Raw genomic sequence first — 14,703 nt, 5'->3', positions numbered from 1 at the left:
GTTTCATCCTGAAACGTCCTGGCCTTCCTGACCCACCGACCATCCTGACCGGTTCTCGTTCTCCTTCCTGGAGGTGTCCCTTACGCATCCTGCGTTATCCACTTCGCTTCATCCTGAAGCCTTCCTGCAGCGCCATCCTGACGAGTCCTGAGTGTGAAACGCCATCATCCTGATATTCGTTTCTCGTGTCGGCATCCTGTCGACGGAGATAGAATCCGCTATTCCGCTTCGTCTTACAACCCACTCAGCCAGCGTTGTAAGACGCGGGGACTCCCTAAAAATAATAGGACGAACCACTAATCTATTGAAAAATAGGTTGATATTAATCTGAATTAAATGAGGTAAGACTGAATGTTCCAGCGATCTCTCACAAACGTTGTAAGAGATCTCTCACACGCGATATAGCATCAGGGATTACAGAAGTGGCTCAAGTCGGGTGAGGAAATCCGCAAGAGAGGGAGCGAGAGTCTCGCGATTGCGGGTACCGATAGTCTCTTTAACCACTTCACCTGACAGGTTACAGACGGAGATAACGTCGAGCTCGCTGTCCAGCGTGGCAATAAAGAGCGTCGGAGAAAGCTTAAGGCGTTTTTGCGTGACAAGATGACCAATCAGGTTTTCCTGAACACGCTGCAGATCGTCTTCGCTCCAGGTCTGCAACAGCGTCAGCGTCATATCGGCAAAGCGCGCGGGCATATCCCCTGCGAACTGCGCGGTATAAAATGCGTGAACCGCTGGTTGTACCACAATGTCCATTGCCCGCTCAACCGCATTTACATTTTGCTCGCCGTCAAAAGGTTTTGGTTGCCAGATAACGTAATCGTCGAGCGAAGAGATAATACACGGTGAAGGTACGCCATATAAATCAGAACTTTGCGGCCACGTGCCCTGCTTTTCATGCCATGCGTCGCAGTAGCGGGTCGTAAAGGTAGTGAGGGCATTTGCAGTTTCGATGTCCACCGATTTCTCTCTTCTTGTCAGACAGGATAAACTCAGGCCATAAGTGTACCTGTAAAGTGGCTATGAAACATGTCTTACGAAAATCATCAGGCGTTAACCGGCTTAACGCTGGGTAAATCGACCGATTACCGCGATACCTACGATGCAAGCCTGCTGCAGGGCGTTCCGCGCAGCCTGAACCGCGATCCTCTGGGTCTGCACGCAGACGCGCTACCGTTCGTGGGTGGCGATATCTGGACGCTGTACGAACTCTCGTGGCTCAATGCACGCGGCCTGCCGCAGGTGGCGGTGGGCCACGTTGAGCTGGACTATGCCAGCGTGAATCTCGTCGAGTCTAAAAGCTTTAAGCTCTATCTCAACAGCTTTAACCAGACAAAATTTAACAGCTGGGACGACGTTCAGCACACGCTGGAACGTGATTTAAGCGCCTGCGCGCAGGGAAAGGTGAGCGTTTCACTGTATCGCCTGCACGAGCTGGAAGGGCAGCCAGTCGCCCACTTCAACGGAACCTGCATCGACGATCAGGATATTGAGGTGGAGAATTATGAATTTAGCGCCGATTACCTCGAAAACGCGGCGAGTGGCAAGGTGGTCGAAGAGACGCTGGTCAGCCATCTGCTGAAATCCAACTGCCTGATCACCCACCAGCCGGACTGGGGCTCGGTGCAGATCCAGTACCGCGGCCCGAAAATTGACCGGGAAAAATTGCTGCGCTACCTGGTGTCATTCCGACATCACAACGAATTCCACGAGCAGTGCGTGGAGCGCATCTTTAGCGATATTCAGCGCTTCTGCCAGCCAGAAAAACTGAGCGTTTATGCGCGCTATACCCGCCGCGGCGGTCTGGACATCAACCCGTGGCGAACCAACACCGATTTTGTGCCGGCGACCGGACGGCTGGTGCGTCAATAATATAAATATTTTCACAATATGCGCGGTATCTTCCGCGCTTTAGGTTGTGAAACGTCACGCGCCAGGGCTATTGTAATCAACAGGGAAAGACGATAATCGTCCCGTAAGGAGCTCACTTGATTACACATATTAGCCCGCTTGGCTCAATGGATATGTTGTCGCAGCTGGAAGTGGACATGCTTAAGCGCACGGCCAGCAGCGATCTTTATCAATTGTTTCGTAACTGTTCACTTGCCGTACTGAACTCCGGAAGCCTGACAGATAACAGTAAAGAACTGCTGTCCCGCTTCGAAAGCTTTGATATCAACGTGCTGCGCCGCGAGCGTGGCGTGAAGCTTGAAGTCATCAACCCGCCGGAAGAGGCCTTTGTTGACGGGCGTATCATTCGTTCACTTCAGGCTAACCTGTTTGCCGTGCTGCGTGACATCCTGTTTGTTAACGGGCAGATCCACAACGCAGGTCGTTTCCAGCATCTCGATCTGGAAAGCTCGGTACATATCACCAACCTGGTGTTCTCCATTTTGCGTAACGCCCGTGCCCTGCACGTTGGCGAAGCGCCGAACATGATTGTCTGCTGGGGCGGTCACTCCATTAACGAAACCGAATACCTTTATGCCCGTCGGGTTGGAACGCAACTCGGCCTGCGTGAGCTGAATATCTGTACCGGCTGCGGTCCGGGTGCGATGGAAGCACCAATGAAAGGAGCGGCGGTTGGGCATGCGCAACAGCGTTATAAAGAGGGACGGTTTATCGGCATGACCGAACCGTCCATCATCGCCGCTGAGCCACCTAACCCGCTGGTTAATGAGCTGATTATCATGCCGGATATTGAGAAGCGTCTTGAAGCGTTTGTCCGTATCGCCCACGGCATTATCATCTTCCCGGGCGGCGTGGGGACAGCGGAAGAGCTGCTCTATCTGCTGGGTATTCTGATGAACCCCGCCAACAAGGATCAGGTTCTGCCGCTGATCCTGACCGGGCCAAAAGAGAGCGCCGACTACTTCCGCGTGCTGGACGAGTTTATCGTGCACACGCTGGGTGAAGCCGCACGTCGTCACTATCGCATCATCATTGACGATGCCGCGGAAGTGGCGCGCCAGATGAAAAAAGCGATGCCGCTGGTGAAGGAGAATCGTCGCGATACCGGCGATGCGTACAGCTTTAACTGGTCAATCCGTATTGCGCCAGACCTGCAGATCCCGTTCGAGCCAACTCACGAAAATATGGCGAACCTGAAACTCTACCCGGACCAGCCGGTGGAAGTGCTGGCTGCCGATCTGCGTCGCGCCTTCTCCGGTATTGTCGCGGGCAACGTGAAAGAGATGGGCATCCGCGCCATTGAACAGTACGGTCCGTACAAGATCCACGGCGACCCGGAGATGATGCGCCGCATGGACGACATGCTGCAGGGCTTTGTCGCCCAGCACCGCATGAAGCTGCCAGGCTCAGCCTATATTCCTTGCTACGAAATCTGCACATAACGCTTAGCGATATCTCCTCAAAGCCGGGTCGCCCTGTTGCGCGTCCCGGCTTTTTTTATTCCCGATGTAATTCATACGAATCACTTATGTCTTTAACAAACTACGCACAAACGCAAACGATTACCTTGTTTTCTCAACCGTAAATTATCAGACTTAATCCAAATTTCCCGCCAGAAAATACTAAAAACCCATATCTTTACAGCTAAAGACACCTATATCACGGGTCAGTCTTTCAGCTCACATGTCGTTGGTGGTAGCCTTCGCGCCCGTAAATTCTCTTTGGTGTTTTTTTAACAGATAAATGGTCTAAAGATGCCCACATCATAAGTGGATTATTGCATTTGGGATCAGGATCACTGATAGATTCATAACTAGAATGTATCTTTCCGCCCGCCAATAGTTACGGGCAAAAATTATTAAAAAACCGTCACTGAACGAATTTCATATTACCGTCAGGCACTTTTTCATCGGATTTGACTAAAAACCTGACAATTCGCTTCCTCCAGGAGATATAGATGGAAACCACTCAAACCAGCACCGTTGCTTCGATTGAATCCCGAAGTGGTTGGCGCAAAACGGATACCATGTGGATGCTTGGCCTTTACGGCACGGCAATCGGCGCTGGTGTACTGTTCCTTCCTATCAACGCAGGCGTCGGCGGTCTGATTCCGCTGATCATTATGGCTATCATTGCTTTCCCGATGACCTTCTTTGCACACCGCGGTTTGACCCGCTTCGTGCTGTCCGGTAAAAACCCGGGCGAAGACATCACTGAAGTGGTTGAAGAGCATTTCGGAGTGGGTGCAGGTAAGCTGATTACCCTGCTCTACTTCTTCGCGATTTACCCTATCCTGCTGGTTTACAGCGTGGCGATTACCAACACCGTTGAAAGTTTCATGCTGCACCAGCTGCACATGACACCGCCTCCACGTGCCATCCTGTCTCTAATCCTGATTGTCGGCATGATGACCATCGTGCGCTTCGGTGAGCAGATGATTGTGAAGGCGATGAGCGTGCTGGTGTTCCCGTTTGTGGCTGCACTGATGCTGCTGGCCTGCTACCTGATCCCACAGTGGAACGGTGCAGCGCTGGAAACCCTGTCCCTGAGCAGCGCATCGGCGACCGGTAACGGCCTGCTGATGACCCTCTGGCTGGCGATTCCGGTAATGGTCTTCTCCTTCAACCACTCTCCAATCATCTCTTCCTTCGCCGTTGCGAAACGTGAAGAGTACGGTAACGGCGCAGAGAAGAAGTGCTCCAGCATCCTGGCACGCGCTCACATCATGATGGTTCTGACCGTTATGTTCTTCGTCTTCAGCTGCGTACTGAGCCTCTCCCCGGCAGACCTGGCTGCAGCGAAAGAGCAGAACATCTCTATCCTGTCTTACCTGGCGAACCACTTTAACGCACCGCTGATTGCGTGGATGGCACCGATCATCGCGATTATCGCCATCACCAAATCCTTCCTGGGCCACTACCTCGGCGCACGTGAAGGCTTCAACGGTATGGTGATTAAATCTCTGCGCGGTAAAGGCAAGAGCATTGAAATCAACAAGCTGAACAAAATCACCGCGCTGTTCATGCTGCTCACCACCTGGGCAGTAGCGACCCTGAACCCAAGCATCCTGGGCATGATTGAAACCCTGGGCGGCCCGGTCATCGCGATGATTCTGTTCCTGATGCCGATGTACGCGATTCAGAAAGTCCCTGCTATGCGTAAGTACAGCGGTCATGTGAGCAACGTGTTTGTGGTTATCATGGGTCTTATCGCAATCTCTGCGATCTTCTACTCCCTGTATACCATGTTCTGATTACCACCCGCGCCGTTTTCGGACGGCGCACTCCTCCCTCTCTGACTGAAAGCAATGGACGCATCATGATTAGCGTATTCGATATCTTCAAAATCGGTATTGGTCCTTCCAGCTCTCATACCGTCGGACCGATGAAAGCCGGTAAGCAGTTCACGGATGACTTGATTGCACGCGGCATCTTGCACGACATTACGCGCGTGGTTGTAGATGTGTACGGATCGCTTTCCCTGACCGGGAAAGGCCACCATACCGATATCGCCATTATCATGGGCCTGGCGGGAAACCTGCCGGATACCGTTGATATTGATGCGATCCCTGGTTTCATCCAGGACGTTAATACCCACGGGCGCCTGCTGCTGGCGAACGGCGAGCACGAGGTTGAATTCCCGGTTGACCATTGCATGAATTTCCATGCGGACAACCTGTCGCTGCACGAAAACGGCATGCGCATTACCGCGCTGGCCGGCGAAAAAGCGGTATACAGCCAGACTTATTACTCTATCGGCGGCGGCTTTATCGTCGACGAAGACCACTTTGGTCAAACCAGTACTTCCTCTGTCGAGGTGCCGTATCCGTACAAAACGGCGGCAGACCTCCAGCGCCACTGCCAGGAGACGGGCCTTTCCCTCTCCGGCCTGATGATGAAAAACGAGCTGGCACTTCACAGCAAAGAGGAGCTCGAACAGCACTTCACAAACGTTTGGGAAGTGATGCGCGGCGGTATTGAGCGCGGGATCACCACCGAAGGCGTTCTGCCGGGCAAGCTTCGCGTGCCGCGTCGTGCTGCTGCGCTGCGCCGTATGCTGGTGAGCACCGACAAAACGACAACGGACCCGATGGCCGTGGTGGACTGGATCAACATGTTCGCCCTGGCGGTAAACGAAGAGAACGCCGCAGGAGGCCGCGTGGTCACCGCGCCGACTAACGGCGCCTGCGGTATCGTTCCGGCGGTGCTGGCGTACTACGACAAGTTTATCCGTGAAGTGAACGCGAACTCACTGGCGCGCTACCTGCTGGTGGCCAGTGCGATTGGTTCTCTGTATAAGATGAACGCGTCTATTTCCGGTGCGGAAGTGGGCTGTCAGGGTGAAGTCGGCGTGGCGTGCTCTATGGCGGCGGCGGGTCTGGCGGAACTCTTGGGCGCAAGCCCGGCGCAGGTGTGCATCGCTGCGGAAATCGGTATGGAACACAACCTGGGGCTGACCTGTGACCCGGTTGCCGGCCAGGTACAGGTGCCGTGCATCGAGCGTAACGCGATTGCCTCCGTGAAGGCGGTTAACGCGGCGCGAATGGCGCTGCGCCGCACCAGCGAGCCTCGCGTCTGTCTCGATAAGGTTATCGAAACCATGTACGAAACCGGTAAAGATATGAACGCCAAATACCGCGAAACCTCTCGCGGCGGCCTGGCGATGAAGATCGTAACCTGCGATTAAGCCTCTCAGGAAGCCTCGTTTTGCGAGGCTTCTTCCTGTTTTCCCCACCATTCATAGTTTCACGCTGCTGACAGTGTTACCCTTCACGTATGAGATAGAAGGGAGATTATCTGTGGCCGTTCATTTACTTATCGTCGATGCACTAAACCTGATTCGCCGTATCCATGCGGTACAGGGGACGCCTTGTAAAGACACCTGCCTGCACGCGCTGGAACAGCTTATCCGCCACAGCGAGCCCACCCATGCGGTCGCGGTTTTTGATGACGAAGACCGCAACACGGGCTGGCGACACCAGCGTTTGCCCGACTACAAAGCCGGACGCGCACCGATGCCGGACGATCTTCACGCTGAATTGCCCATGCTGCGCGCTGCATTTGAACAGCGGGGCGTCCCCTGCTGGGGCGCACAGGGCAATGAAGCCGACGATCTCGCGGCCACTCTGGCCGTAAAGGTAGCCAGCGCCGGGCATCAGGCCACTATCGTTTCAACTGACAAAGGCTACTGTCAGCTGCTCTCCCCAACTATCCGCATTCGCGACTATTTTCAAAAACGCTGGCTGGACGCGCCGTTTATTGCCGGCGAGTTCGGCGTCTCGCCCGGACAACTGCCGGATTACTGGGGGCTGGCAGGCATCAGCAGCTCTAAGGTTCCGGGTGTCGCCGGTATTGGGCCGAAAAGCGCCGCGCAGCTGCTGGCCGATTTTCAGAGTCTGGAAGGGATTTACGCCCGTCTGGATGAGGTGCCGGAAAAGTGGCGCAAGAAGCTGGAGGCGCATAAAGAGATGGCGTTTATCTGCCGGGAAATGGCAACGCTACAGACGGATTTACAGCTCGACGGGAATTTACAGCAGCTGCGTTTAGAACGTTAAAACCACTACACAGTTTTTTTGCCCGGTAAGCGCAGCGCCACCGGGCAAAACAAAGCACGTACTATCGCTCGTCGCGACGTCCGCCGACCGCAGCCCACCAGCGACGAATGTGCACCGTCACCTCTTCGCGGTCGTGATACAGCTGACGCGCCTGGATCTCCACGTTAATACCGTGTTCATCCATCTGCTCCTGAATGTAGGCCAGGTTCTGCGACACTTCCTCATAGCGCTTTTTCATGGGCAGCTTGAGGTTGAAAATGGTCTCACGACACCAGCCGTTGACAAGCCAGGAGGCCATCAGCGCGGCGACTTTTGCCGGCTTCTCAACCATATCGCACACCATCCACGAGATGTTGTTACGGTTCGGGCGATAGCGGAAACCGTCTTCACGCAGCCAGGTGACCTGCCCGGTGTCCATCAGGCTTTGCGCCATTGGGCCGTTATCAACGGACGATACCCACATGTTGCGTTTCACCAGCTGATAGGTCCAGCCGCCCGGGCATGCGCCAAGGTCGACGGCGTACATACCGTTTGCCAGACGCTCATCCCACTCATCCGCCGGGATAAAGACGTGGAACGCCTCTTCCAGCTTGAGCGTGGAACGGCTTGGCGCATCGGCCGGGAAGCGCAAACGCGGGATTCCCATAAAGAAGGGAGAGTTGTTGGTGGTGTACGAATAGCCTGCATAGCAGCAGCCCGGTGCGATAAAGAAGATATGCACCACCGGACGCTTCGGCGTTTCGTAGTTCGTCAGCACGCCCGCATCACGCAGCGCCGCACGCAGCGGCACGGTGAACTTACGGCAGAACTTCATCAGCTCTTTACTTTCGTTGGTATCCGCCACTTCAACGCGCAGATCGCCGCCCTTTTCCACCACGCCCTGCAGCATGCCGACAATTGGCGTGATGCGGTCTTCCGGCGGAAGATCCTTCAGCAGCTCACCCGCAACAAACATCTGGCGAGCAAAGATCAGCGAGCTGAACGGCAGCTCGCGTGCCAGCTTGTCTGCGTCTTCGGGCTGGTAGCACTCGAATACCACATAGCCCGCGTTCTCTTTTACGCGGGCAAAGCCGAAGACTTCGCGCTTCGCCGCTTTATCGGTAATTTCCGCGGCGCACTCTTTCTCAAACCCCGGGCGACAATATAAAACAACCTTATTCATGAACAACGCCCTTGCGTTTCAGACGGATAGCTCCGATAAACATTAATACCCAACCCGCCAGGAAGCTGAAGCCACCGACGGGTGTAACGAACGCCCACAGGCGCAGATGTGAGAGCGCAAGGCAGTACAGGCTACCGCTGAATAACACGGTACCCAGCGCCATAAACACGCTGCTCCAGTAAAACCAGATACTGATACGACGCTGCATCGCCACCGCCAGCCCAAAAATAGCCAGCGTGTGGAATGCCTGATATTCAAGGCCGGTCTGGATCCAGCCCATCTCTACAGCGCCCAAAGACTTGCTTAATACATGTGCGCCAAAGGCGCCCAGTGCAACAAAAATAAAGCCACTCACCGCGGCAAAAATCAGCATGAATCGGCTGGTCATGTTTAAGTCCTGAGTTGATGCGTGCCCGGCACACAAACGTTATTGTTCATACCTGAAGCGGAATTTTTCTTGCTCGGTTGCCGCTTTCGCCAGTATCCACTGCCGGAAGGCGGCTATTTTACCCAGTTCTGCCTGACTGTCATGACAAACCAGATAAAACGCATTCTTGCTGACCAGTACATCATTAAAAGGGCAGACCAGGCGGCCTGCCTCAATTTCAGACTGCGCCATGACGTTGTTCGCCAACGCCACGCCCTGTCCGTGAATGGCAGCCTGTAACACCATCGCACTGTGGCTAAAGATGGGTCCCTGCTGCACGTTTATATGAGTAAGACCTAATTGACGGGTATAAGTTTGCCAGTCGCGGCGAGAGGCATCATGCAAAAGCGTATGCTGCGCCAGATCAGCGGGAGACTTCAGCGCCTTGTCACCCGTTAACAGCAGGGGAGAACAGACCGGCAGGAGATATTCTGCGTATAATTTCTCAACACGCAAGCCCGGCCAGTTACCGCGACCATAAAAAATGGCGACATCCACGTCATCGGCCAGCTTGTCCTCCTGACGATCTACCGCCTGGATTCGAACGTCGATTCCCGGATAAGCTGAGTTAAAGCTTGAGAGTCTGGGCACCAGCCATTGAATCGCAAAACTGGGCAATAAACTGACAGTCAGGGCCCCTTTTGCACTGCGAGCCTGTAGCTTACGCGTGGCTTCCGTAAGCTGGGAAAAAATCTCTTTAATATCCTGAAAATAGCTCTGCCCCTCTTCGGTCAACAGCAACGAACGGTTGCGTCGACGAAACAGCTTAAGGCCCAGAAAATCCTCCAGAGACTTGATTTGGTGACTTACTGCGGCCTGTGTCACAAAAAGCTCATCTGCTGCGCGGGTAAAGCTCAGGTGACGTGCTGCTGCATCAAAAACACGTAATGCATTAAGAGGTGGCAATCGCTTTGACATGGTTATCTGGCTTAGATGTTAACGGATTTTAACAAACAGGAAACAACGTTTAACCTATTAGTTTTTTTTATCTGAGCCATTATAATTTGTCCGTTGAGGAACTACCAGCAAATACCTATAGTGGCGGCACTTCCTGAGCCGGAACGAAGAGCTTTTTTCGGAATGCGTGTTCTGAAGGGCTTTTGGCTTACGGTTGTGATGTTGTGTTGTTGTGTTTGCAATTGGTCTGCGATTCAGACCACGGTAGCAACGCTACCAATTTTTCACTTCCTGTACATTTACCCTGTCTGTCCATAGTGATTAATGTAGCACCGCCAATTTGCGGTGCTTTTTTTTCGCTTGCGATCTGTTAATGCTCGATCTCTTTCATCTCTTTCACGTCCGTGCGGTTGATCTGCTGCTTGTTCCCGTTAGCATCTTTGTACGAAATCATCCCGGTATCATTATCGGTAGTCGGTTTCCCTTCCGAAACGATAGAACGACCATCGTTGGTGTGCATCACGTAGTTATTACCAGAACAGGCGCTCAGGGCAAAAGTAAACGCACAGGCAGAAATGATTGCAGCTGTCTTATTCATGATTATTCTCCTTTAGCAATTAATGCTATTCAAACCTCGATTTATAACAGGCTAAAACATCCGCCTAACACTATTTAGCATAACCTGCTTTTTTAGGGTCATCAGGATAAGCAGACAATTCTGATAGATATCAACCTCCTTGCCCTGCAGCTGAAATTGCGCGACGATCGCTATATTGAAATGAGGAATCCCATGAACGCTTTCAGCCCTGCGCAGTTCCGCGCACAGTTTCCGGCCCTGGCCGATGCCGGTATTTACCTGGATAGCGCCGCCACCGCCCTTAAGCCCCAGGCGGTGATTGAGGCCACGCAGAAGTTCTACAGCCTGAGCGCCGGGAACGTGCATCGCAGCCAGTTTGCCGAAGCGCAGCGGTTAACCGCGCGCTACGAAGCCGCACGCGATCAGGTCGCGCGCCTGATCAATGCCGAAAGCGGGAAAAACATCGTCTGGACGCGCGGCACGACCGAAGCCATCAACATGGTGGCCCAGTGCTACGCGCGCCCGCTGCTTCAGCCTGGCGATGAGATCGTCGTCAGCGAGGCGGAACATCACGCCAACCTGGTGCCGTGGCTGATGGTGGCCGAGCAGACGGGCGCACGCGTGGTGAAGCTTCCGCTGGGTGCAGACCTTCTGCCCGATGTAGCCCGTTTCCCCGAGCTGATTACCTCCCGCAGCCGCATTCTGGCGCTCGGACAGATGTCGAACGTCACGGGAGGTTGCCCGGATCTGGCTCAGGCCATTCGCATAGCCCATGCCAGCGGGATGGTGGTGATGGTTGACGGCGCTCAGGGCGTGGTGCACTTCCCCGCTGATGTGCAGGCGCTTGATATCGACTTCTATGCCTTCTCGGGACATAAGCTATACGGTCCAACCGGTATAGGGGCACTGTACGGCAAGCAAGAACTGCTGGCAAAAATGACGCCGTGGCTTGGTGGCGGCAAAATGATTACCGAAGTGTCGTTCGATGGCTTCAAAACTCAGGATGTTCCCTATCGTCTGGAAGCCGGTACGCCGAACGTGGCGGGGGTGATTGGCTTAAGCGCGGCGCTGGAGTGGCTGGTTGAAACCGACATTGTCCAGGCTGAAAGCTGGAGCCGGGGTCTAGCGACGCTGGCAGAGGAAGAACTCAAAAAGCGCCCGGGCTTCCGCTCGTTCCGCGTTCAGGACTCAAGCCTGCTCGCCTTTGATTTTGCGGGCGTACATCACAGCGACATGGTGACGCTGCTGGCCGGATACGGCATTGCCCTGCGTGCCGGACAGCACTGCGCCCAGCCGCTGCTTGCGGCGCTTGGCGTTAACGGTACGCTGCGCGCCTCGTTTGCGCCGTATAATACCCAAAGCGATGTCGACGCGCTGGTTGCCGCCGTTGACCGCGCCCTTGAAATACTGGTGGATTAATGACTAGCGCTGCTTTAGCCGGACACCCGTTTGGCACCGTCATCACAGAAGAGACCTTGAAACAGACCTTCGCCCCGCTCCAGCAGTGGGAAGATAAATATCGACAGCTGATCCTGCTGGGTAAACAGCTCCCTGCCCTTTCAGACGATCTCAAAGCGCAGGCGAAAGAGATTGCGGGCTGTGAGAATCGAGTCTGGCTGGGCGTGAGCGTCTCCGGCGAAAAGCTGCACTTCTTCGGCGACAGCGAAGGCCGCATAGTCCGGGGCCTGCTGGCCGTATTGTTGACCGCTGTGGAAGGGAAAAGCGCGGCGGAACTGCTGGCGCATTCGCCGCTGGCGTTATTTGATGAGCTTGGGCTGCGCGCGCAGCTCAGCGCCTCGCGCGGTCAGGGGCTGATCGCGCTAAGCGAAGCCGTGCACGACGCCGCACGCCAGGCTCAGGCCTGACGCTCCGCTTTCGCCATCATCTTCTTCAGGGCGTGTGACACCGCCACAAAGCCAAAGGAAGCGGTCACCATCGTGGCCGCGCCAAAGCCTGAGGCACAATCCATCCTCTTTGGTCCTTCCGCCGTGCTTTTCATCGCGCACACGGAGCCGTCCGCCTGCGGGTAAACCAGCGCTTCGGTCGAGAACACGCAGTCAACGCCCAGCTTGCCTTTGCTGTTCTTCACCACGTTAAAGTCGCTCTTCAGGCGCTCACGCAGCTTAGCCGCCAGCGGATCCTGAATGGTTTTCGCCAGATCGGCTACCTGGATCTGCGTAGGGTCGATTTGCCCACCCGCGCCGCCCGTCGTCACCAGGGGAACCTTGTAACGACGACAGTAGGCGATCAGCGCCGCTTTTGGCCGCACGCTGTCGATGGCGTCAATCACATAGCTGTAGCCTTTGCTCATATACTCCGCGACGTTATCTGCCGTCACAAAGTCGTCGATCACCGTGACCTGACATTCCGGGTTGATCAGGCGGATACGCTCCGCCATGACCTCAGACTTCGCCAGACCAACGTTATCACGCAGGGCGTGGATTTGACGGTTGGTGTTGGTGACGCAAACGTCATCCATGTCTATCAGCGTGATTGCGCCAATACCGGTTCTCGCCAGCGCTTCTGCCGCCCACGACCCCACACCACCAATGCCCACGACGCAGACATGCGCATCCGCAAACAGCTGCAGGGCTTTTTCACCATATAAACGTGCCGTCCCGCCAAAACGCTGGCGCCAGGCGTCGCTGATTACCACAGACATAAAACCTCAGATGTAAAAAGGGTGAGGTTATCCTCACCCTGAACAGTAATCCGTATTGCGCTCAGAATACCACAATCAGCCGCTGAATACGTTTCCGGCACCTGGTGCCGCCTTCAGTACCCACACGCGTCCGTAGTGATTATACCAGCCCGCGCGATGGCCTGCGTCAGGGCCAATGCCCTGATAGATGTCGAAGTGCTGGCCTTTAATCGCCCCGCCGACGTCCAGCGCCACCATCAGACGCAGCTCATACTGGCCGTTGAACTTGCCGTTGTTGTCCAGCAGCGGGACCTCAGCAAGCAGCGTGGTGCCTGCAGGAATAATCGAACGATCGGATGCTACCGACGCGCGGCCAATCAGCGGAACTGCGCTCGCCCCTTTCACCGGCGCGAAGTTTTGCGGTTTGAAGAAGACGAACGACGGGTTCTGCTCCAGCAGCTCGCGCACCTCGGCCTCGCTGTGCTTCTCGCCCCATTCGCGGATCGCCTGCATCGACATATCTTCTTTCTTCACTTCGCCGCGGTCGATCAGCACCTTGCCGATACTGCGATAGGCATGGCCGTTTTTACCGGAATAGCTGAAGAAGTTAAGTGGCGAACCGTCGCCAAAATCGATGTAGCCGCTGCCCTGAACGTCCATGATGAAGTTATCCATCAGGGAGTTGCTGTAGGCCAGAACGTAGTTTTCGCTCAGCGCACCGGCGTAGATCTCGGCGCGCGACGGGAGGCGACCGCGTTTTGGCGGCATACGGTAGATAGGATACTGGAACTCGCCCTGACGCGAGTGTCGTGCCTGGATAACTGGGGTGTAATAGCCGGTAAACTGGACGTTGCCGTAGTTATCGGCCCCTTCCATCTGCCAGGCGTCGATACCAAACTGGCGCATATTGCGCGTATCGCCGCCTGCTTTAAGCCAGTCCTGGACCGCGTTATACACGCTACTCTGGGCGCCATACAGACGCGGCGACGCGTTGCGGATCTGGTAGACCTGCTCGGAGAAATCACCGGCATTAATCGGTGCGCCGACAGCATCAGGCTGATTAACTAAAGAGAAAGGCTGGGATAACTTCCCGTCTTTATACTGTTGACCGCGATCGGTCGGTTTGGAAGAACAGGCCGCAAGAATCGCTACCATTGCGCCCGTCATCAGATACTTCGCCCAACGTCCTTTCATTATATCTCGTCTTTAAGTTGCCCATTTCCGCGTGATGAAGATAACAAACCGCCAGGGCTAATGAAATGCGATCGCATGCCCTTTGGCAAATTTTGCGCAAAAAATAGTCCAAACAACGCCATGTCGTTCAATTTACATACAAAATCATGATAAATGTGAAAAAGGGGTTGCATCACAAGTCTATCCGAGTATAGTGCGCATCCACGGACGCGGGGTGGAGCAGCCTGGTAGCTCGTCGGGCTCATAACCCGAAGGTCGTCGGTTCAAATCCGGCCCCCGCAACCAATTAAAATTTGATGAAGTATCTTCTACGACCAGTAGAAAGACGGACGCGGGGTGG

At 54.8% G+C, this 14,703-nt stretch carries 14 protein-coding genes and 1 tRNA gene; 8 read left to right on the top strand and 7 right to left on the bottom strand.

Annotated features, from left to right (window positions below; all coding sequences use genetic code 11):
- Window positions 1-414: 414 nt before the first annotated feature.
- A complete protein-coding gene (gene syd / locus ACWYRJ_RS14705) occupies window positions 415-960 on the bottom strand; it encodes a SecY-interacting protein (protein WP_455508166.1) in 546 nt (181 codons plus the stop codon).
- A 69-nt stretch (window positions 961-1,029) separates the two neighbouring features.
- On the opposite strand from syd, the gene queF reads away from it, so the two are divergent.
- The 5 genes from queF to xni all read left to right on the top strand — a co-directional run bounded on the left by queF (window position 1,030) and on the right by xni (window position 7,465).
- Window positions 1,030-1,872: an NADPH-dependent 7-cyano-7-deazaguanine reductase QueF gene (gene queF / locus ACWYRJ_RS14700; RefSeq protein ID WP_021241894.1), complete on the top strand. Its 843-nt coding sequence runs from the start codon at window positions 1,030-1,032 to the stop codon at window positions 1,870-1,872.
- A 116-nt stretch (window positions 1,873-1,988) separates the two neighbouring features.
- Window positions 1,989-3,353 (top strand): nucleotide 5'-monophosphate nucleosidase PpnN, encoded by a 1,365-nt coding sequence (ppnN, locus tag ACWYRJ_RS14695; protein ID WP_455508165.1) that lies wholly within the window; start codon window positions 1,989-1,991, stop codon window positions 3,351-3,353.
- A gap of 515 nt (window positions 3,354-3,868) precedes the next feature.
- Entirely contained in the window at window positions 3,869-5,164 is a 1,296-nt protein-coding gene (locus ACWYRJ_RS14690; protein WP_111965430.1) for an HAAAP family serine/threonine permease, read from the top strand.
- A gap of 65 nt (window positions 5,165-5,229) precedes the next feature.
- A complete protein-coding gene (locus ACWYRJ_RS14685) occupies window positions 5,230-6,597 on the top strand; it encodes an L-serine ammonia-lyase (protein WP_111965429.1) in 1,368 nt (455 codons plus the stop codon).
- 112 nt (window positions 6,598-6,709) lie between these two features.
- Window positions 6,710-7,465: a flap endonuclease Xni gene (gene xni, locus ACWYRJ_RS14680; protein WP_455508164.1), complete on the top strand. Its 756-nt coding sequence runs from the start codon at window positions 6,710-6,712 to the stop codon at window positions 7,463-7,465.
- A gap of 61 nt (window positions 7,466-7,526) precedes the next feature.
- Here xni and rlmM read toward each other — a convergent pair whose 3' ends face one another.
- The 4 genes from rlmM to ACWYRJ_RS14660 form a co-directional block, all read right to left on the bottom strand.
- Entirely contained in the window at window positions 7,527-8,627 is a 1,101-nt protein-coding gene (gene rlmM / locus ACWYRJ_RS14675; RefSeq protein ID WP_111965427.1) for a 23S rRNA (cytidine(2498)-2'-O)-methyltransferase RlmM, read from the bottom strand.
- Window positions 8,620-9,015 carry a DUF423 domain-containing protein gene (locus ACWYRJ_RS14670; protein WP_023309031.1) on the bottom strand — a complete coding sequence of 132 codons (396 nt, stop codon included), beginning with the start codon at window positions 9,013-9,015 and terminating at the stop codon, window positions 8,620-8,622. The genes rlmM and ACWYRJ_RS14670 overlap by 8 nt, the downstream gene beginning before the upstream one ends.
- Before the next feature lie 39 nt (window positions 9,016-9,054).
- Window positions 9,055-9,972 (bottom strand): glycine cleavage system transcriptional regulator GcvA, encoded by a 918-nt coding sequence (gene gcvA / locus ACWYRJ_RS14665; RefSeq protein ID WP_032643156.1) that lies wholly within the window; start codon window positions 9,970-9,972, stop codon window positions 9,055-9,057.
- Window positions 9,973-10,321: 349 nt separating this feature from the next.
- Entirely contained in the window at window positions 10,322-10,549 is a 228-nt protein-coding gene (locus ACWYRJ_RS14660; protein WP_008499648.1) for a YgdI/YgdR family lipoprotein, read from the bottom strand.
- Window positions 10,550-10,741: 192 nt separating this feature from the next.
- On the opposite strand from ACWYRJ_RS14660, the gene csdA reads away from it, so the two are divergent.
- Window positions 10,742-11,947: a cysteine desulfurase CsdA gene (csdA, locus tag ACWYRJ_RS14655; protein WP_455508163.1), complete on the top strand. Its 1,206-nt coding sequence runs from the start codon at window positions 10,742-10,744 to the stop codon at window positions 11,945-11,947.
- Window positions 11,947-12,393 (top strand): cysteine desulfurase sulfur acceptor subunit CsdE, encoded by a 447-nt coding sequence (csdE, locus tag ACWYRJ_RS14650; protein WP_223580437.1) that lies wholly within the window; start codon window positions 11,947-11,949, stop codon window positions 12,391-12,393. Before csdA ends, csdE begins: the two co-directional genes overlap by 1 nt.
- Here csdE and tcdA read toward each other — a convergent pair.
- Window positions 12,384-13,190: a tRNA cyclic N6-threonylcarbamoyladenosine(37) synthase TcdA gene (gene tcdA, locus ACWYRJ_RS14645; RefSeq protein WP_003862764.1), complete on the bottom strand. Its 807-nt coding sequence runs from the start codon at window positions 13,188-13,190 to the stop codon at window positions 12,384-12,386. The genes csdE and tcdA overlap by 10 nt on opposite strands.
- 75 nt (window positions 13,191-13,265) lie before the next feature.
- The gene (gene mltA / locus ACWYRJ_RS14640) at window positions 13,266-14,363 is read right to left on the bottom strand and encodes a murein transglycosylase A (protein WP_111965423.1); all 1,098 of its coding nucleotides are present in this window, start codon (window positions 14,361-14,363) and stop codon (window positions 13,266-13,268) included.
- A 208-nt stretch (window positions 14,364-14,571) separates the two neighbouring features.
- Between mltA and ACWYRJ_RS14635 the strand changes: the two genes are divergently transcribed.
- Window positions 14,572-14,648, top strand: a tRNA-Met gene (locus ACWYRJ_RS14635).
- The last annotated feature ends 55 nt before the right edge of the window (window positions 14,649-14,703 follow it).

The sequence above is a fragment of the Enterobacter sp. genome, assembly GCF_977039595.1.
The sequence above is the reverse complement of the archived record's forward strand: the minus strand, read 5'-3'. Positions and strand labels throughout refer to the sequence as shown.